19 protein-coding genes are annotated in these 19,059 nt (G+C 42.0%); all 19 read left to right on the forward strand.

Annotated features, from left to right (window positions below):
* The first annotated feature begins 235 nt into the window (after positions 1-235).
* Positions 236-1,237, forward strand: coding sequence for a DUF3137 domain-containing protein (locus tag PCY11_RS00370; protein ID WP_301362296.1), 1,002 nt, complete (start codon positions 236-238; stop codon positions 1,235-1,237).
* Complete coding sequence (locus tag PCY11_RS00375; protein ID WP_155199048.1) at positions 1,234-1,785, forward strand: LemA family protein; 552 nt, start codon at positions 1,234-1,236, stop codon at positions 1,783-1,785. The genes PCY11_RS00370 and PCY11_RS00375 overlap by 4 nt, the downstream gene beginning before the upstream one ends.
* A gap of 145 nt (positions 1,786-1,930) precedes the next feature.
* Positions 1,931-3,007: an aspartate-semialdehyde dehydrogenase gene (locus PCY11_RS00380; RefSeq protein WP_254732483.1), complete on the forward strand. Its 1,077-nt coding sequence runs from the start codon at positions 1,931-1,933 to the stop codon at positions 3,005-3,007.
* A gap of 140 nt (positions 3,008-3,147) precedes the next feature.
* Entirely contained in the window at positions 3,148-4,083 is a 936-nt protein-coding gene (gene dapA / locus PCY11_RS00385; protein ID WP_301362297.1) for a 4-hydroxy-tetrahydrodipicolinate synthase, read from the forward strand.
* Between the two features lie 21 nt (positions 4,084-4,104).
* Entirely contained in the window at positions 4,105-4,719 is a 615-nt protein-coding gene (locus PCY11_RS00390; RefSeq protein ID WP_070665747.1) for a hypothetical protein, read from the forward strand.
* A gap of 143 nt (positions 4,720-4,862) precedes the next feature.
* Positions 4,863-5,201, forward strand: coding sequence for an ATP cone domain-containing protein (locus PCY11_RS00395; RefSeq protein WP_049514815.1), 339 nt, complete (start codon positions 4,863-4,865; stop codon positions 5,199-5,201).
* A gap of 111 nt (positions 5,202-5,312) precedes the next feature.
* Positions 5,313-6,164: a ribosome biogenesis GTPase YlqF gene (gene ylqF / locus PCY11_RS00400; RefSeq protein WP_301362298.1), complete on the forward strand. Its 852-nt coding sequence runs from the start codon at positions 5,313-5,315 to the stop codon at positions 6,162-6,164.
* A complete protein-coding gene (locus PCY11_RS00405) occupies positions 6,151-6,918 on the forward strand; it encodes a ribonuclease HII (protein ID WP_301362299.1) in 768 nt (255 codons plus the stop codon). Before ylqF ends, PCY11_RS00405 begins: the two co-directional genes overlap by 14 nt.
* A 3-nt stretch (positions 6,919-6,921) precedes the next feature.
* Positions 6,922-7,851: an ROK family protein gene (locus PCY11_RS00410; RefSeq protein ID WP_301362300.1), complete on the forward strand. Its 930-nt coding sequence runs from the start codon at positions 6,922-6,924 to the stop codon at positions 7,849-7,851.
* Positions 7,852-7,912: 61 nt separating this feature from the next.
* Positions 7,913-8,761 (forward strand): DNA-processing protein DprA, encoded by an 849-nt coding sequence (gene dprA, locus PCY11_RS00415; RefSeq protein ID WP_003007405.1) that lies wholly within the window; start codon positions 7,913-7,915, stop codon positions 8,759-8,761.
* An 86-nt stretch (positions 8,762-8,847) separates the two neighbouring features.
* A complete protein-coding gene (gene topA, locus PCY11_RS00420) occupies positions 8,848-10,929 on the forward strand; it encodes a type I DNA topoisomerase (RefSeq protein ID WP_070673955.1) in 2,082 nt (693 codons plus the stop codon).
* Positions 10,930-11,035: 106 nt separating this feature from the next.
* Positions 11,036-11,713 carry a SatD family protein gene (locus PCY11_RS00425; RefSeq protein WP_070846324.1) on the forward strand — a complete coding sequence of 226 codons (678 nt, stop codon included), beginning with the start codon at positions 11,036-11,038 and terminating at the stop codon, positions 11,711-11,713.
* Positions 11,697-12,401 carry a DUF3307 domain-containing protein gene (locus tag PCY11_RS00430; protein WP_070673953.1) on the forward strand — a complete coding sequence of 235 codons (705 nt, stop codon included), beginning with the start codon at positions 11,697-11,699 and terminating at the stop codon, positions 12,399-12,401. Before PCY11_RS00425 ends, PCY11_RS00430 begins: the two co-directional genes overlap by 17 nt.
* Before the next feature lie 154 nt (positions 12,402-12,555).
* Positions 12,556-13,890: a methylenetetrahydrofolate--tRNA-(uracil(54)-C(5))-methyltransferase (FADH(2)-oxidizing) TrmFO gene (gene trmFO, locus PCY11_RS00435; protein ID WP_024055751.1), complete on the forward strand. Its 1,335-nt coding sequence runs from the start codon at positions 12,556-12,558 to the stop codon at positions 13,888-13,890.
* 93 nt (positions 13,891-13,983) lie between these two features.
* Positions 13,984-14,811, forward strand: coding sequence for an alpha/beta hydrolase (locus PCY11_RS00440; protein WP_301362301.1), 828 nt, complete (start codon positions 13,984-13,986; stop codon positions 14,809-14,811).
* Positions 14,812-14,849: 38 nt separating this feature from the next.
* Positions 14,850-15,590: an esterase family protein gene (locus tag PCY11_RS00445; protein ID WP_070659233.1), complete on the forward strand. Its 741-nt coding sequence runs from the start codon at positions 14,850-14,852 to the stop codon at positions 15,588-15,590.
* A 21-nt stretch (positions 15,591-15,611) separates the two neighbouring features.
* Positions 15,612-16,778: an acetyl-CoA carboxylase biotin carboxylase subunit family protein gene (locus tag PCY11_RS00450; protein ID WP_301362302.1), complete on the forward strand. Its 1,167-nt coding sequence runs from the start codon at positions 15,612-15,614 to the stop codon at positions 16,776-16,778.
* Between the two features lie 219 nt (positions 16,779-16,997).
* Positions 16,998-17,966: a thiamine pyrophosphate-dependent dehydrogenase E1 component subunit alpha gene (locus tag PCY11_RS00455; protein ID WP_070846577.1), complete on the forward strand. Its 969-nt coding sequence runs from the start codon at positions 16,998-17,000 to the stop codon at positions 17,964-17,966.
* Between the two features lie 16 nt (positions 17,967-17,982).
* Positions 17,983-18,975 (forward strand): alpha-ketoacid dehydrogenase subunit beta, encoded by a 993-nt coding sequence (locus PCY11_RS00460; RefSeq protein WP_070846318.1) that lies wholly within the window; start codon positions 17,983-17,985, stop codon positions 18,973-18,975.
* Positions 18,976-19,059: the final 84 nt, after the last annotated feature.

The raw sequence follows: 19,059 nt of genomic DNA on the forward strand, positions 1-19,059 counted from the left end.
CTCCTTTGGAGCCTTTTGCGCTGAGGAGGTCTACATTCAATTGTAACGCAGGAGCGGACCTTGAACAGTTGTGTGAACCTGCTGTTCTCACCGAAAGGTGCCTCGAATCCTGGTCTTCGGATCAGGATTTTTTTGTGTCTTCTAAGAACTGAAAACTATTATAATACAGTTGCTACAAAGTTATGTTGGTGTTATAATATAGTAAAGTGCCTAGGTCAGAAAGGAGTGGAGTTGATTGGGAGATTTCTATCATTCTAATGATTCAGCATCTACAGACTATTCGCAGAAAATTGGGGAGCTTGAAAACTCCAAACAATTTCAGGATGCCATCGGAGTGATCCGAGAACAGATGAAGAACAATCTTCAGTGGAATGTTTTGCGATCTTTTGGTATTGTTTGCGCTATACTGTCTCTCATTTTATTGCGTTTTGCAGCTATTCCTTTGATCCTTTTAGTGGTTGGTTTGTATTATTGGCCACAATATAAAAAACGAAAAGCCTTGTTTGGGGATCGAATTCGTTCGAACGATGAGATCTATCTTGATGATATCTTGTCGCCTGTATTAAAAGAAGTTTTTCCTCAGGCTTCGATCAAAGAGGACGGTTCCATCCCTTCTGAAGCTCTCTCGCATTTATGTCCTCGGTCGACTGATTTTCTATGTTTCAAAGAGCTATCATTTCATGATGACAAAGAGCTGACGGTGTCAAATCTCTATGCCCATCATACAGAGACTCGTTACCGGACATCTAATGGTCATACGAGGACGGAACATGTGGAAGTTACAGATTTCCTTGGACAAGTGTTCTCTTTATGTCTACCGATCAATTTCTCGGGTCATCTTCGGGTGGTTCCGACCAAGAAATCCTTTCTTTTTAAGAGGGAGGTGAATGGGGTTTATCCTGGAGCCAGAGGGGATGAAGTGCAGATTGAAACCGAGGATATTCGCAATAACGAAAATTACAATATCTACTGCACGGATGAATTGTCTGCCCGTAAATTTCTCACCCCTAAGATGTTGGAATGGTTTGATCGACAAATTTCTCAAAATGCCATGTGTGTATTTTTGAAAGACAAGAAACTATTTATTTCTTTGTATACCGATCGCTATATCTTTCCGACGCCCCAAAAACCAGAAGATATTGATCAACTATCTTTGGTATCTGAATATCATAAATTATGCAGAGAACTAGCTTTAATTAAAGAAATAACAGCAATTTTTGAAGGAGAAGCATCATGAATCTCATTATCGGCTTAATCATATTTGTTGCCCTATTGGCTATTTGGTTTATTAGTGTAGGAAATCGTCTCAATCGCTATCTAGTGACCATTGAAGAATCAAAGAGAACGGTCGATATCGTTCTCGTAAAACGCTATGATACCATTTCGGAAATGCTAAAAGTAGCCAAAGCTTATGCCAAACATGAGCAAGAGATTTTCACTGATTTAGTTGCTTTACGCCAAGGAGCAACTATTCAAGAATCCAACCAAGTCATTACCAATCAAAATGATGTCTTGGCACAAATTCGTGCAGTGGGTGAAAACTATCCAGAGCTCTTGTCTTCTAACCAATTCTTGGCCCTACAAAAGGAAATTGCTGACGAAAATGAAGATCTTGCTGCAGCGAAGCGAATTGTCAACAGTAATGTCAGCCATATCAATCAAGAAATTGTTTCATTTCCGGCGTCTATCGTAGCAGGTGTAAAGGGGATCCATCAAGTTCCATTTCTTGCTGAAGAAACACAAGGTAAGAAAGATTTAAGTGACTTGAACTATGACCTGAACTAAAGAGCTATTTATGATAAATAACCATCAACAATCCTGGTCTTAGAATCAGGATTTTTTCCTACTGTTGGTACTTTTCATTTATGCCAAAAAATTGTATAATAGTACAAATACTCAATTTTTAGAAAATTTTGAAAGAGGATTTACTATGGGATACACAGTTGCTGTTGTCGGTGCTACAGGTGCCGTTGGTGCTCAAATGATCAAAATGTTGGAAGAATCAACTCTTCCAATCGATAAAATTCGCTACCTTGCGTCAGCACGTTCTGCAGGAAAAGTCTTGCAATTTAAAGGGCAAGACGTGACCATCGAAGAAACGACTGAAGATGCTTTTGAAGGCGTTGATATTGCTCTTTTCTCAGCTGGTGGTTCAACATCTGCCAAATATGCACCTTATGCGGTGAAAGCAGGCGCAGTAGTGGTTGATAACACTTCTTATTTCCGTCAAAATCCGGATGTCCCATTGGTAGTTCCTGAAGTGAATGCACATGCTCTTGATGCTCACAACGGAATCATCTCTTGTCCAAACTGTTCGACCATCCAAATGATGGTCGCTCTTGAGCCAGTTCGTCAAAAATGGGGCTTGGACCGTATCATCGTATCTACTTACCAAGCTGTTTCAGGTGCCGGTATGGGAGCTATTCTTGAAACCCAACGTGAGTTGAAGGAAGTCTTGAATGATGGGGTCAACCCACGCGATGTCAAAGCTGAAATCTTGCCTTCAGGTGGTGATAAAAAACATTACCCAATTGCTTTCAACGCTCTTCCACAAATTGACGTCTTCACAGAAAATGACTATACTTACGAAGAAATGAAGATGACAAATGAAACCAAGAAGATCATGGAAGATGATAGCATTGCCGTTTCAGCAACTTGTGTGCGGATTCCAGTCTTGTCAGCTCACTCAGAGTCAGTCTACATTGAAACAAAAGAAGTGGCACCAATTGACGAAGTGAAAGCTGCTATTGCGGAATTCCCAGGTGCAGTTCTTGAAGATGACGTTGCTCACCAAATCTACCCACAAGCGGTTAATGCGGTCGGTTCACGCGATACTTTCGTTGGACGGATTCGTAAAGACTTGGATGCTGAAAAAGGGATCCACATGTGGGTTGTTTCAGATAACCTTCTTAAAGGTGCCGCTTGGAACTCAGTCCAAATCGCAGAAACTCTTCACGAACGTGGACTCGTACGTCCAACAGCTGAATTGAAATTTGAGTTGAAGTAGGGAGCGAAACAGAAATCAGCAACTCGAAGAGTTTGATTTCTTTCTCAGCTTTCTAACGAATCAACTTGTTTTATGAACAGATCATGAGGCAAAGGCAAGCAGGCCCCAGCCTCTTTCTTATATAGAGAAAGGTTTTTTCTATGTCTTATAATGATTTGAAAGATTGTAAAATCATCACTGCATTTATCACCCCCTTCCATGAAGATGGAACCATTAATTTTGATGCTCTTCCTGACTTGATTGAGCACCTTTTGACTCATCATACAGATGGGATTCTCTTAGCTGGAACGACTGCAGAAAGTCCAACTCTAACCCACGATGAGGAATTGCAACTCTTTGCGGCTGTTCAAAAGATTGTCAATGGTCGAGTTCCTTTGATCGCTGGTGTCGGAACCAATGAAACCCGCGACTCGATTGAGTTCGTTAAAGAAGTGGATGCTTTTGGTGGCTTTGCAGCAGGATTGGCTATCGTCCCTTACTACAACAAACCATCTCAAGAAGGAATGTATCAACACTTTAAAGCGATTGCGGATGCATCCAATCTTCCGATTATTATCTACAATATTCCTGGACGTGTGGTTGTGGAAATGACGCCTGAAACCATGCTTCGTTTGGCAGAACACCCAAATATCATTGGGGTGAAAGAGTGTACAACCCTTGCCAATATGGCCTACTTGATTGAACACAAGCCAGAAGAATTTCTCGTCTATACAGGGGAAGATGGAGATGCTTTCCATGCGATGAACCTTGGTGCAGATGGAGTGATCTCAGTGGCTTCTCATACAAATGGAGATGAAATGCATGAGATGTTCCAAGCCATTGAACACAACGATATTAAAAAGGCTGCGGCTATCCAACGTCAGTTTATCCCTAAAGTCAATGCTCTCTTCTCATATCCGAGTCCAGCTCCTGTCAAAGCTGTCTTAAACTATATGGGCTTTGAAGCAGGACCAACTCGTTTGCCATTGGTGCCAGCACCAGCAGAAGAAGCGAAGCGCATCATCAAGGTTGTAGTAGATGGGGATTACCATGCAACCAAAGAGATCATTACGGGAGTTCTTCGTCCGGATTATTAATAAAATTGTCATGAGGAATGTATGTCAGAGTTAGAAAAAACGGATTCAGAAAAATCAGAACTAGAAAAATTTAAAGAACGTCATAGCCTTGATAAGTTAGATGGTGTGATAATCTATGATAAACCGACCATTAAAACAGGCGAAAAAGCTGGATGCATCGGTGCACTCTTACTTTTAATTGGATTTGGTACAGGAATTATTTTGTTGCTCCTTCATTTCATATTTGACTTCGATTCCAAGCTCCTCAACCTTCTTTGGGAATCGATAGCAGCTTTAGGATTCATTTTTAGTTTAGCAGGGGCTTTTCAAATTGGTCCCCTTACAATACACCGCTACTCAAGAGAAGCTGATAAGGATAAACATTTTGAAATTGATAGAGCCTATAATCTCTATAATGTTCTCTATAAACCGACTAAAACTATCCTTCTCCAATATGATAGTGACGAAGATCAGCTGATTGCTGTCAATGCTGGTGGTGAACTATTAGTGGAACTCATTAGAAAAGTAGAGATGGAGAAGTTACCTCTGAAGAAGATTTTGAAGACCTTCCGTTTGGATCATGTCTCTGACAATCTTTGGAGATTGACCTACAGCTATAAAAAAGAAGATGTGGTCATGGAAAAAAGTGATCGTTAGATTTTTTCATCCAATCATCTACTCTAAGTCCTGAAAAGAGCTTTGATTCTTGGCAAAAAAATTATATAATAAAGTAGTAGGTCTTCATTTCTTTCTAAGGGAAATGGAGTATTCATGAAAATTTAAACATAAAGGAGACTCCGATGGAAGTCATTAAACGTAGTGGAGAAGTGGTTGAATTCAACCCAGATAAAATTTACCAAGCTATTTTGAAAGCTGCGCAAGTTGTCTATGTTTTGACAGATGATTTGCGACAAAACCTAGCTCAAGTGACCAAGAAAGTTGCTATGGATTTGGATGAAGCACAAGTAGAACGCGCAACCATCAGCATGATCCAATCAATGGTTGAGCACCGTTTACTTGGTGCTGGTTATATTACCATTGCAGAACACTACATTTCTTATCGCTTGCAACGTGATTTGGAACGGAGTGGCTATGGTGATCATATCGCCGTGCATTTGCATTTTGAGCAAATTCGCTAGAATACTAATAGAAGTTACTTCGGTAGCTTCTTTTTAGTATTTTTCTTAATCACAGTGATTTCAGAAAACATGGTATAATAGAAGAGATTGAACTGGAAAGGAATGGAGAACATGGCAACTATTCAATGGTTTCCTGGACACATGTCCAAAGCTAGAAGACAAGTACAAGAAAATTTAAAATTCGTGGATTTTGTGACGGTTTTGGTAGATGCTCGTTTGCCCCTATCAAGCCAAAATCCTATGTTAACAAAAATAGTTGGTTATAAGCCCAAATTAATGATTTTAAACAAGGTAGACTTGGCAGATCCTGTTGCCACAAAAGAATGGCAGGATTATTTTGAGTCACAAGGGATCAAAACCTTGGCTATCAACTCCAAAGAGCAATCTACGGTAAAAAAAGTAACAGATGCTGCTAAGTCTTTGATGGCCGATAAAATTGCTCGTCAGAAGGAACGAGGGATTCAGATTGAAACCCTTCGGACCATGATTATCGGGATTCCTAATGCCGGGAAATCAACTCTGATCAACCGCTTGGCGGGGAAAAAGATTGCAGTCGTTGGAAATAAACCAGGCGTGACCAAGGGGCAACAATGGTTGAAAACCAATAAGGATCTTGAAATCTTGGATACTCCAGGGATTCTCTGGCCCAAGTTTGAAGATGAAGAAGTGGCCTTAAAGCTCGCTTTAACAGGCGCCATCAAAGATCAGCTGCTTCCAATGGATGAAGTGACCATCTTTGGCCTTAACTATTTTAAAGAGCATTATCCAGCTGTTTTGCAGGAACGTTTTAAACAAATGGATCTGGAACAAGAAGCTCCTGAAATCATTATGGAAATGACCCAGAAATTAGGATTTCGTGAAGATTACGACCGTTTTTACCAACTCTTTGTTAAAGACGTCCGCGATGGAAAATTGGGACGGTATACCCTTGATCGTGTAGGTGAAATAGATGCCAACGATTAAAGAAGTTAAAGAGCGTTTAGCAATGATTGACGAGCTAGATCATCCCTTATTTGAAGAGTTGATCCTTGATGGTCGAGCGGGGGTTCAAGCAGCTATCAGCAAACGAAAACGCGAACTCCAAAAACAAGTGGACGAAGATTTGCGTTTGGAAAAAATGCTAGCCTATGAAAAAGAACTTTATACTCAAGGGATTCACCTTATTGCAGGTGTGGATGAAGTAGGGAGAGGTCCTCTGGCTGGCCCTGTCGTCGCAGCAGCCGTCATTCTGCCGGAAAATTGTAAAATTCCAGGGTTAAATGATAGTAAGAAAATTCCGAAATCGAAGCACCATGCTATTTACCAAGCGGTTTTAGATCAGGCTCTCTCTGTCGGGATTGGGATAAAAGATAATCAGGTCATTGATCAGGTTAATATTTATGAAGCAACCAAATTAGCTATGCTAGAGGCTATTCAAGAATTAGACCCACGACCTCAACATCTTTTGATTGATGCCATGAGGTTGGATCTTCCTATTCCCCAAACTAGTATCATCAAAGGGGATGCTAACTCCTTATCCATTGCTGCAGCATCCATCGTAGCCAAGGTGACTCGGGATCAGATGATGGAAGAGTTTGATTGCGAATATCCGGGTTATGATTTTACGCAGAACGTTGGCTATGGGACGGCTAACCATCTGGCTGGCCTTCACAAGCTGGGAGTGACTCCTATCCATCGGCGTTCATTTGAACCCGTCAAATCAATGTGTGAGGATTAGGTTATGCTATTTACCATCGATATCGGAGGGACCTTTATAAAGTACGGTCTGATGGATGCAGACTATCAATTGATCCGTACAGACAAGATCCCAACACCATCTACGATTGAGGACTTTTGGCAAGGATTAGAAGGAATCGTTGCTCCTGTACGGGAAGAAATCGAGGGAATCGCCATTTCATGCCCTGGTGAGATCCAAAAGAGCCTTGGCTTTGTCTTTCGAGGTGGTCTCATTCCATATTTGCGAGGCATTCCTCTAGCTAGTAGATTAGAACAAACATTTCAAGTACCCGTCACCGTTCTTAATGATGGAGAAGCTGCTGGTCTAGCGGAAGCAAGGCTTGGTAATCTAAAAGATTGTCCTTGCGGTGCGACCTTGGTCCTAGGGACTGGAGTTGGTCTTGCTCTTCTTTCGAATGGTGACCTATTGAGAGGATGGCAACTGACAGAATACATTCGGTCTATTGATAAGGCAGAAAGAACACCAGAAAATCGCCGCTTTCATCGCGAACTCTTTTTGCAAGGCATTTCCAATCTTTTGGAAAACACTGGTTCTGCTGTTCAATTTGTTGAGAAAGCTAGTCACATCTTGAACCTAGAAAAGGCAGATGGTATAGCCGTTTTCAAGGCTCTTGATCAAGGAGGCCATGAGGAGCTGAAATCCTTGTTTTGGGAGTATTGTCATGATATTGCTATTCTGATTTTTAATCTTCAATCATTGCTCCTGCTTGAGAAGGTGACAATTGGAGGGGGCATTAGTAGCCAACCGCTACTGATCGATGAGATCAGTCGACAATACCATAACCTACTCTCTCAAAAAGGGCATAAACCATTTGAGGCCTTGCCGATCCAAGCGGCTCGCTTCCATAATGAAAGCAACTTGATTGGTGCCGCATCTTACTTTTATTCTTCTACATATCAAAAAAAGTTCTAGAAATAGAGCTTTTTTTCCATTCTTTTTCGAATAAATAAGTGAGAGGAAGTAGAAGGTGACCATGGAGAAATTTGAAATCTTTAAATTAAAAGAAGCTGGTTTATCAAATGAGCAAGTCTTGAGAGTTTTGGACTACTGTAGGAAAGACCAAGCCTTACCAAGCTTAGAAGAGATAGCAAGGATCGCTCGCTGTCGCAGTATTATTCATTTTGTAGACAAATACCGGCAGCTGGATGAAGAGCATTTACACAAGGAGTTTGAACGGTTCCCATCTCTATCCATTTTTGATCCTGAATACCCTGAGGAATTGCTACAGATCTACAATCCTCCTGTACTCCTTTTTTACCAAGGGGATTTGCAACTGTTAAGCAAACCGAAGATTGCAGTTGTTGGAGCTCGAGAGACCACGCGAGAAGGGGTTCGTTCTGTAGAGAAGATAATTAAGGAACTTGGAAATGAACTGGTCATTGTTAGTGGACTTGCTAAGGGAATTGATGCGACAGCGCATTATGCCAGCATTCGTAATGGTGGAAAGACCATCGGAGTGATAGGAACGGGGCTGGATGTTTTTTATCCGAAAAGTAATCAGAGATTACAGACCTACATGGGAGAGCACCATCTGATCTTGAGCGAGTATGGTCCAGGACAGGCCCCTTTGAAGTTTCATTTTCCTGAGAGAAACCGCATCATTGCAGGACTCTGTCAGGCTGTGATTGTGGCAGAGGCACGACTTCGTTCAGGGAGTTTAATTACTTGTGAGCGTGCCATGGAGGAAGGACGAGATGTTTTTGCTATTCCAGGAAACATTTTAGATGGAAAATCTGCAGGATGCCATCACTTGATTCAAGAAGGTGCAAAGCTTGTCACATCAGGCCAGGACATTCTTGATGAATTGAAATACGAATTGTGATTTTCCTATAGGAGAAGTTCCTAGTTGACATCTTTCTTAAAATGTATTAAACTCAATGAGATTTATACAATACAGAGGGATAAAACGTGGTAACAAAAAAGAAAAGCAGTACAACCAAGAAAAATTTGGTGATTGTGGAGTCTCCTGCTAAGGCGAAAACAATCGAGAAATACCTTGGTCGTAACTATAAAGTCATGGCCAGTGTTGGTCATATTCGGGACCTGAAAAAATCAACCATGTCAATTGACTTCGACAATAACTATGAACCGGAATATATCAATATTCGCGGAAAAGGTCCCTTGATTAATGATTTGAAAAAAGAAGCTAAAAAAGCCAAACAAGTCTTTCTCGCAAGTGACCCGGACCGAGAAGGAGAAGCTATTTCTTGGCATTTGGCTCATATTTTGAACTTGGATGCTAAGGAAAAGAACCGTGTGGTCTTTAATGAAATCACTAAGGATGCAGTTAAAAATGCCTTTAAAGAACCGCGTCAAATCGATATGGATTTGGTTGATGCCCAACAAGCACGTCGGGTCTTGGACCGGATTGTAGGGTATTCGATTTCACCTATTCTTTGGAAAAAGGTTAAAAAAGGACTTTCTGCAGGGCGCGTGCAATCAGTTGCCCTCAAATTAATCATTGATCGTGAAAATGAGATTAATGATTTCAAGCCGGAAGAATACTGGACCATTGATGGTGTCTTTAAAAAAGGGACCAAGCAATTCCAAGCCAGCTTCTATGGGATTGATGGCAAGAAGATGAAGCTCAACACCAATGAAGAGGTGAAAGCTGTTCTTGAACGCTTAGATGGCAAAGATTTTACCGTTGAAAAGGTGGAAAAGAAAGAACGTCGTCGGAATGCGCCACTTCCATACACCACCTCTTCTATGCAGATGGATGCTGCCAATAAGATCAACTTCCGTACACGTAAGACCATGATGGTCGCCCAGCAGTTGTATGAAGGAATCAATATTGGCTCTGGTGTTCAAGGTTTGATTACTTATATGCGTACCGATTCCACACGGATCAGTCCAGTTGCGCAAAATGAGGCAGCGAACTTTATCGTGGATCGCTTCGGTGAGAAATATTCCAAGCATGGAAGCCGAGTGAAGAATGCTTCTGGTGCCCAAGATGCCCACGAAGCGATTCGTCCATCCAGCGTCTTCAATACTCCTGAGAGCATTGCTAAATACTTAGACAAAGACCAATTAAAACTCTACACCTTAATTTGGAACCGCTTTGTAGCTAGTCAAATGACAGCAGCTGTCTTTGATACCATGAATGTCCGTTTAGGTCAAAATGGGGTTCAGTATACGGCAAATGGGAGCCAGGTGAAGTTTGATGGTTATTTGGCTATTTATAACGACTCAGATAAGAACAAGATGTTGCCGGATATGGTAGAAGGCGATAGCGTTAAGCAAGTCAATAGCAAGCCTGAGCAACACTTTACCCAACCACCTGCTCGATATTCTGAAGCAACTTTGATTAAGACCTTGGAAGAAAATGGGGTTGGTCGCCCTTCAACCTATGCTCCGACGATTGAGACCATTCAAAAACGCTATTATGTGAAGCTGGTAGCCAAACGCTTTGAACCAACGGAATTAGGGGAGATCGTTAATAAACTGATTGTTGAATTTTTCCCAGATATTGTCAATGTGACCTTCACAGCGGAGATGGAAGGGAAACTCGATGATGTCGAACTCGGAAAAGAAGAGTGGCAAAAAGTCATTGATGCCTTCTACAAACCATTCTCTAAAGAAGTCGCGAAGGCTGAAGAAGAGATGGAAAAAATCCAAATCAAAGACGAACCAGCTGGTTTTGATTGTGAAGTCTGTGGCAGCCCGATGGTGATTAAATTAGGACGTTTTGGTAAGTTCTATGCTTGTAGTAATTTCCCAGATTGTCGCCATACCCAAGCGATTGTCAAAGAAATCGGGGTGGAATGTCCAAACTGTCATCAGGGACAAATCATCGAGCGTAAAACCAAACGAAATCGTATTTTCTATGGCTGTAATCGCTATCCAGACTGTGAATTCACTTCTTGGGACAAGCCAATCGGCCGTGACTGTCCAAAATGTGGTCATTACTTAGTTGAGAAGAAAGTCCGTGGCGGTGGCAAACAAGTCGTTTGTAGCAATGGGGACTACGAAGAAGAAAAAGTGAAATAATCTTTTAAATGATTTAATGTCTATTATAACGGCAATTTTTATAAATGTCTGTTATAATAGACATTTTTGTTTTTTTTCGTTATAATAGACACAAGGAGGTGGGCTTATGTATCTTGCTTTGATTGCAGATGTCATTGATTCCAAAATGGTTCAAGAACGTTTTGACCTGCAAAAACAGTTAGAAAATACGCTTCAAAAGATCAATGAGCTTTTTAAAGACTGCCTAGCATCGGCTTTTACCTTAACTTTGGGTGATGAGTTTCAAGCACTTTTGAAAGTGGATGCTCCAGTTTTTCAAATCATCGATACCTTACGTTCAGAACTAACCCCTACACAACTTCGTTTTGGTATTGGCCTCGGGGAGATTGTAACGGATATCGATCCCCTGCAAAGTATCGGTGCAGATGGACCAGCCTATTGGAATGCGCGTGCAGCTATTAATCTGGTTCATCAGAAAAATGACTATGGCAATACACAGATTTATTTTTCAAGCGGGAAGGAAAACCAAGACTTTTTTGTAAACTCCCTCATCGCTTCTGGAGAAGCCATTCGTTCAGGTTGGCGGGATAGTCAGGAGGAGATCTTGCTCAATCTTCTAAAGAGATCCGTATATAGCGAGTCCTTTAGTCAGCAGGATTTGGCTCAATCACTAGCTATCAACCCAAGTGCTCTCTCTAAACGGTTAAAGAGTAGTAGTATCCGTGTTTATTTACGGGGGAGAGCAGCTGCCCTGGCTAGTATACAAAGCACAGTGAAAGGAGAGAAAGATGAGCGGATTGTCTAGTATCGTAGTGAATCCATACTTGATTCTCTTGTTGATTTGTCATTTACTATCAGATTATTATTTTCAAAGCCAAAAGATGGCGGATCGTAAGGATCAGGATAAGAAGGTGCTAGGGCTTCACATTCTATATGTAGCTCTGCCTCTGATTGTGGTTTCCCTCTGTCATCTGGACTTGTGGTGGATTTGCTTGGTCATTTTACTAACTCATGCTGGAATAGATTTCTTAAAACCGATCGTGCAGAAGCAATTGAAATTACCAAAAGCATGGACTTTTGCCTTGGATCAAGTCTTGCATATTGGCATCTTGACGTGTCTAGTCCTTTTAGGAGCGAATAATGGTTCGACCTATCTGCCTCTGGACACTTTAAATCTAATCTTTTATGTCCTCCTAGTTGGGAAACCGAGCAATATTGCCTTTAAAATTCTGTTTGCCAAGTATCAACCCACCAGCAAGAAGAAAATGGATACGATCACTGGGGCTGGTTCCATGATTGGCTTTTTAGAGCGTTTGGTGATTGGTGCCTGTCTGGTCTATGGGCAATTTGCTTCTATCGGCCTAGTATTTACAGTCAAATCCATCGCCCGCTATAATAAAATTTCGGAGAATCCAGCCTTTGCGGAGTATTACTTGATCGGGTCCTTGTTCAGTATCCTATCTGCCCTCTTAGGAGCTTGGTTGTGTTTATAAGAAAATAATTAGTTAAAGTCTAGACAGGAAGGAAAAGCCTCCCTGTCTTTTTACTTGGCTTTTTGGTATAATGGACCAAGTAGAAAATTAGAAAGATTTGTGGGTGTCTAACAGTTCAGTGAGGTGTTTTGATACCCAAAGAGGTATTAGTGTCATGTCTCAATCTTATATCAATGTGATCGGCGCGGGCCTTGCAGGCTCAGAAGCAGCTTACCAGATTGCCCAACAGGGAATTCCGGTCAAGCTTTATGAAATGCGGGGAGTCAAATCTACTCCGCAACATAAAACAGACAACTTTGCTGAGCTAGTTTGTTCCAACTCTCTTCGTGGGGATTCTCTCACCAATGCTGTCGGGCTCCTCAAAGAAGAAATGCGCCGTCTGGGTTCTGTCATCCTTGAAGCAGCGGAAGCGACTCGTGTACCAGCCGGTGGAGCACTTGCTGTGGACCGAGAAGGTTTTGCTAGTCGAGTGACGGAGAAGGTGTCCCAACACCCGCTCATTGAAGTCATTCGCGATGAAATTACGGAATTGCCGACAGATGCCATCACAGTGGTCGCAACAGGGCCTCTAACCAGCGATGCCTTGGCGGAAAAGATCCATGCCCTTAATGGTGGCGATGGTTTCTATTTCTATGATGCAGCAGCTCCTATTATCGATGTCAATACTGTCGATATGAACAAGGTTTACCTCAAGTCTCGTTATGACAAGGGAGAAGCGGCCTATCTCAACTGCCCAATGACCAAACAAGAATTTATGGATTTTCACGAGGCCTTGGTCAATGCAGAAGAAGCCCCGCTCAACTCTTTTGAAAAAGAAAAGTATTTCGAAGGTTGTATGCCAATTGAAGTCATGGCTAAACGAGGCGTTAAAACCATGCTCTATGGTCCTATGAAGCCAGTTGGACTCGAGTATCCGGATGATTACAAAGGACCTCGTGATGGGGAGTTTAAGACGCCTTACGCAGTCGTTCAGCTTCGCCAAGACAATGCGGCGGCTAGCCTCTACAATATCGTTGGCTTCCAAACTCACCTTAAATGGGGTGAGCAAAAGCGGGTCTTCCAAATGATCCCTGGTTTAGAAAATGCGGAGTTCGTTCGTTACGGCGTCATGCACCGCAATTCTTACATGGACTCGCCAAATCTCCTCGAGCAAACCTACCGTTCTAAGAAACAACCAAACCTCTTCTTTGCAGGGCAAATGACAGGGGTAGAAGGCTATGTCGAGTCGGCAGCTTCAGGATTAGTTGCCGGGATTAATGCAGCTCGTCTCTTTAAAGGTGAAGAAGCAGCTGTGTTCCCTGAAACAACAGCTATCGGAAGTCTGGCTCACTATATCACCCATGCCGACAGCAAGCACTTCCAACCCATGAATGTCAACTTTGGAATTATCAAGGAGCTAGAAGGACCACGTATTCGAGATAAGAAAGAACGCTATGAAAAAATTGCCGAACGTTCTTTAGAAGATTTGGCCCAATTTATGGAAAAATAGTATATGAAGTGAAAAAGTTTGGAGAAAATCCAGACTTTTTCTTCTAAAAATGGTATAATGAATAAAATTTAGAATATAGAGAGTTTTCTGACAATGAACAAATCCTATTTTTATTTAGATATGAAGACACACGAGTTGAAAGTGCCTTATACCGGAAAACTCCGTCGTGTGAGAGTCTTATTACCTAAGAATTATGAAACAGATACCGATCGACGCTATCCTGTTGTCTATTTTCATGATGGCCAGAATGTTCTCTATAGCAAGGAAGCTTTTGCAGGTCATTCCTGGAAGGTGATTCCAGCCATTAAGCGGAATCCTGATATTAGCCGCATGATTGTCGTTGCTATCGATAATGATGGTTTCCAACGCATGAATGAATACTCTGCCTGGAAATACAAGGAATCTAATATTCCTGGAATGCAATTTGGTGGCAAGGGCGTTGAGTACGGAGAGTTCGTTATGGAAGTGGTCAAACCTTTCATTGACCAAGAATACCGAACGCTTGCTGATCGAGAACATACGGCCATGATTGGATCTTCCTTGGGTGGGAATATTACCCAATTCTTGGGCTTAGAGTACCAAGACCAAATTGGTTGTCTGGGAGTCTTCTCCTCTGCCAACTGGTTGCACCAAGAGGCCTTTGACCGCTATATCGAGCGCAAGAATCTCTATGCAGATCAACGGATCTACATCTATGTGGGGACTGAAGAGGCGGATGATACAGATAAAACGCTGATGGCGGGGAATATCAAGCAAGCCTATATTGACTCATCCCTTCGTTACTATCACGATGTCATTCAACAAGGAGTGGCTTTGGAAAATATTGCTATTCGGATACAATCTGGGGCTATTCACCACGAAGAAGCCTGGGCTGAACATTTACCAGAATGCCTTCGTTTTTTGGCAGAAAATTGGGATTAATAGACTGTAAATAAAGAAATAAAGGAAAGAGGGAACTTATGAATATTGAACATTTAAGCCACTGGAGTGGCCAACTCAACCGTGAAATGTATCTGAACCGCTATGGACACGCAGGTATTCCTGTTGTGGTCTTTGCTTCATCAGGTGGCAGCCATAACGAGTACTATGACTTTGGTATGATTGATGCTTGTGCTCAGTTTATCGAAGAAGGACGGGTTCAATTCTTTACCCTTTCTAGTGTCGATAGTGATAGCTGGCTTTGTAATTGGAAGAATCCTCACGATCGTGCCGAAATGCATCGTGCTTATGAACGCTATGTGATTGAAGAAGCCATTCCTTTTATCAAACACAAAACAGGCTGGTTTGATCCGATGATGACAACTGGTTGCTCTATGGGGGCCTACCACGCGCTCAACTTCTTCTTGCAACATCCAGATGTCTTTAACAAAGTGATTGCCTTGAGTGGTGTCTATGACGCTCGTTTCTTTGTTGGTGATTTTGGAGGCGATGAAGCCATTTACCAAAACTCTCCATCTGATTATATTTGGAACCAAAATGATGGCTGGTTTATAGATCGTTACCGTCAGGCCGAAATCGTTGTTTGTACTGGTTTAGGAGCTTGGGAACAAGATGGACTTCCATCTTTCTACAAACTGAAAGAAGCCTTTGATCACAAAAATATTCCTGCATGGTTCGCTGAATGGGGACATGATGTAGCCCACGATTGGGAATGGTGGCGCAAACAAATGCCATATTTCCTAGGCCAAATGCATTTATAAGTAAAAAGGGAGGAGACCTCAATGAATTATATCGTTATTTCACCATATTACCCACAAAACTTCCAACAATTTACAATCGAACTAGCTAATAAAGGGATCACTGTTTTAGGAATTGGTCAAGAGCCATATGAACAGTTAGATGACCCTTTGCGCAACAGCTTAACAGAATATTTCCGTGTTGAAAATTTGGAAAATCTGGATGAAGTGAAGCGTGCGGTAGCCTTTCTCTTTTACAAACATGGTCCAATCGATCGTATCGAATCCCACAATGAGTACTGGTTGGAATTGGATGCGGCGCTTCGGGAGCAATTCAATGTCTTTGGTGCCAAACCAAAAGATTTGAAGAAAACCAAGTTCAAATCTGAAATGAAGAAACTCTTTAAGAAAGCTGGAGTCCCAGTCGTTCCGGGTGCTGTGGTTAAAACAGAAAAAGACATTGATAAAGCTGTGAAGAAGATTGGGTTGCCTTTGATTGCTAAGCCTGACAATGGGGTAGGAGCAGCAGCGACCTTCAAGATCGAAACGCCAGAAGATGTGGACCATTTCAAGGCTGAGTGGGATGGCCATACAGAGTACTTCTTTGAGAAATTTGTCACTTCTAGCGAGATTTGTACCTTTGATGGTCTGGTCGATCGCGATGGTAATATTGTCTTTTCGACTACTTTTGACTATGCCTATACGCCACTCGATTTGATGCTCTACAAGATGGACAATTCTTATTATGTCCTCAAAGAGATGGATCCAAAATTGCGTCAATACGGGGAAGCCATTGTCAAAGCTTTTGGCATGAAGGAACGTTTCTTCCACATTGAGTTCTTCCGCGATGGGGATGACTATATTGCGATCGAGTACAATAATCGCCCTGCAGGTGGCTTTACCATCGATGTCTACAATTATGCTCATTCCATCGACTTGTACCGAGGTTATGCTGCCATCGTAGCAGGAGAACCTTTCCCAGCTTCTGAGTTTGAGCCCCTTTATTGCTTGGCAACTTCTCGCCGTGCCAATGCAGCCTATGTCCTTTCAGAGGAAGAAGTTCTGGCTAAATACCGTGATCAATTCCGTGTGAAGAAAGACATGCCTGCTGCTTTTGCTGAGCTTCAAGGTGATTACCTTTACATGTTAACAACGCCTAGTCGTGAAGTATTAGAACAAATGATTCATGACTTTGGTCAACGCCAATCATAAGATAACGACCGGTAGGATAGGATCCTATCGGTTTTTTATATTTTAATGCAATCTCATGAAAGAAAAGTTTGTGAAATAGTTTATTTTAAGTTGAAAATGCTTATAAAACCTTCCTCCAAGGTATATAGTTTGTGAAATCATTTGAGCATTATTTTTGACAGTGCTTTCATTTTTGGCTAGAATAAAAGAGAATGAATAAATGCTAAGAAAGGCGAAATGATGGCAACATTAGATAAAAGTCTCTTATTGGAAATGTTCCGTAAAATGGAAGAAATCCGTCGCATGGACTTAAAAATTGCACAGTTAGTAAAAAAAGGGAAAGTGCCAGGAATGACGCACTTTTCTGTTGGGGAAGAAGCGGCTAACGTTGGAGCGATGTTGGCTTTAAACGACGATGATTTGCTGACATCAAATCACCGTGGTCACGGACAAGCGATCGCTAAAGGTATCGACCTGAATGGCATGATGGCTGAAATCCTAGGCAAGTATACTGGTACTTGTAAAGGGAAGGGAGGCTCTATGCATATCGCTGACCTTGATGCTGGTAACCTCGGTGCCAACGGGATCGTCGGTGGTGGTATGGGGATTGCTGTAGGGGCTGCCCTTACTCAACAAATGCATAAGACTGGTAAGATTGTTGTCTGCTTCTTTGGGGATGGTGCAACCAATGAAGGTGTCTTCCACGAAGCGGTCAATATGGCTTCCATCTGGAACCTACCAGTAATTTTCTACTGTATTAATAATGGTTACGGAATCTCTGCTGACATTAAGAAAATGACCAATATCCAGCACATTCATGAGCGTAGTGCTGCTTACGGAATTCCAGGAATGTTTATTCCTGATGGTAACAACGTCATTGATGTCTATGAAGGATTCCAAAAAGCTGTTGAACACGTCCGCTCCGGTAAAGGTCCTGTCTTGATCGAAAGTGTCACCTATCGTTGGCTTGGTCACTCTTCATCTGACCCTGGTAAATACCGGACTCGTGAAGAAGTCGAAGAGTGGAAGAAAAAAGATCCAATCGAAAACCTTCGCAAGTATCTCCTTGAAAATAAAATTGCGAGCGCAGAAGAATTGGATCAGATCCAAGAAGAAGTGAAAGAAGCAGTGGAAGCTTCAGTGAAATTTGCGGAAGAAAGCCCATTCCCTCCACTCGAATCAGCTTTCGAAGATATTTACGCAGACTAAGGGGGAGTAGAGAATTATGGAAACAAAATTAATGTCTTTCCGCGATACCATTATCCTTGCTATGTCTGAGGAAATGCGTCGCGACGAAAATGTATTGTTGATGGGGGAAGATGTCGGAGTTTTTGGTGGAGACTTTGGTACTTCCGTAGGGATGCTAGAGGAATTCGGTCCAGAACGTGTTCGTGACTGTCCAATTTCGGAGGCTGCTATCTCAGGTGCTGCAGCTGGTGCAGCCATGACCGGACTTCGTCCAATCGTTGATATGACCTTCATGGATTTCTCAGTGATTGCTATGGATGCTATCGTCAACCAAGCTGCGAAGACGCGCTACATGTTTGGTGGAAAAGGGCAGGTACCGATGACCATTCGCTGTGCTGCCGGTAACGGAGTTGGATCTGCAGCCCAACACTCCCAATCTTTGGAATCATGGTTTACTCATATTCCTGGTTTGAAAGTTGTTGCTCCTGGTACGCCAGCGGATATGAAAGGACTTCTCAAGTCATCGATCCGTGATAACAACCCCGTTATCATTCTTGAGTACAAATCAGAATTCAATCAAAAAGGGGAAGTGCCTGTTGATCCCGACTATACCATTCCACTTGGTGTCGGAGAAATCAAACGTGAGGGTACTGATGTCACTGTCGTAACTTACGGGAAAATGCTTCGTCGTGTCATGCAAGCAGCTGAAGAATTAGCTGAAGAAGGCCTTTCAGTAGAAGTAGTAGACCCACGTACCTTGGTTCCACTTGATAAAGAGATTATTATTAATTCTGTTAAGAAAACAGGAAAAGTCGTCCTTGTCAATGACGCCCATAAAACAAGTGGTTATATCGGTGAAATCTCAGCTATCATTTCTGAATCAGAAGCATTTGATTATCTGGATGCACCCATCCGTCGTTGTGCAGGGGAAGATGTGCCAATGCCTTATGCACAAAACCTTGAGAATGCAATGATTCCAACAGTTGAAAGCATCAAAGATGCCATTCGGAAAACGTATAATAAAGAATAAGACATAATTTAAATTATGTAGTATCTATTAAATCAGACGAAGAAACTTTGTATCTATCGATGCAAAGTTCTCTGCGTCCTTGAT

Source organism: Streptococcus sp. SP8, from assembly GCF_030440045.1.
GTDB lineage: Bacteria > Bacillota > Bacilli > Lactobacillales > Streptococcaceae > Streptococcus > Streptococcus parasanguinis_I.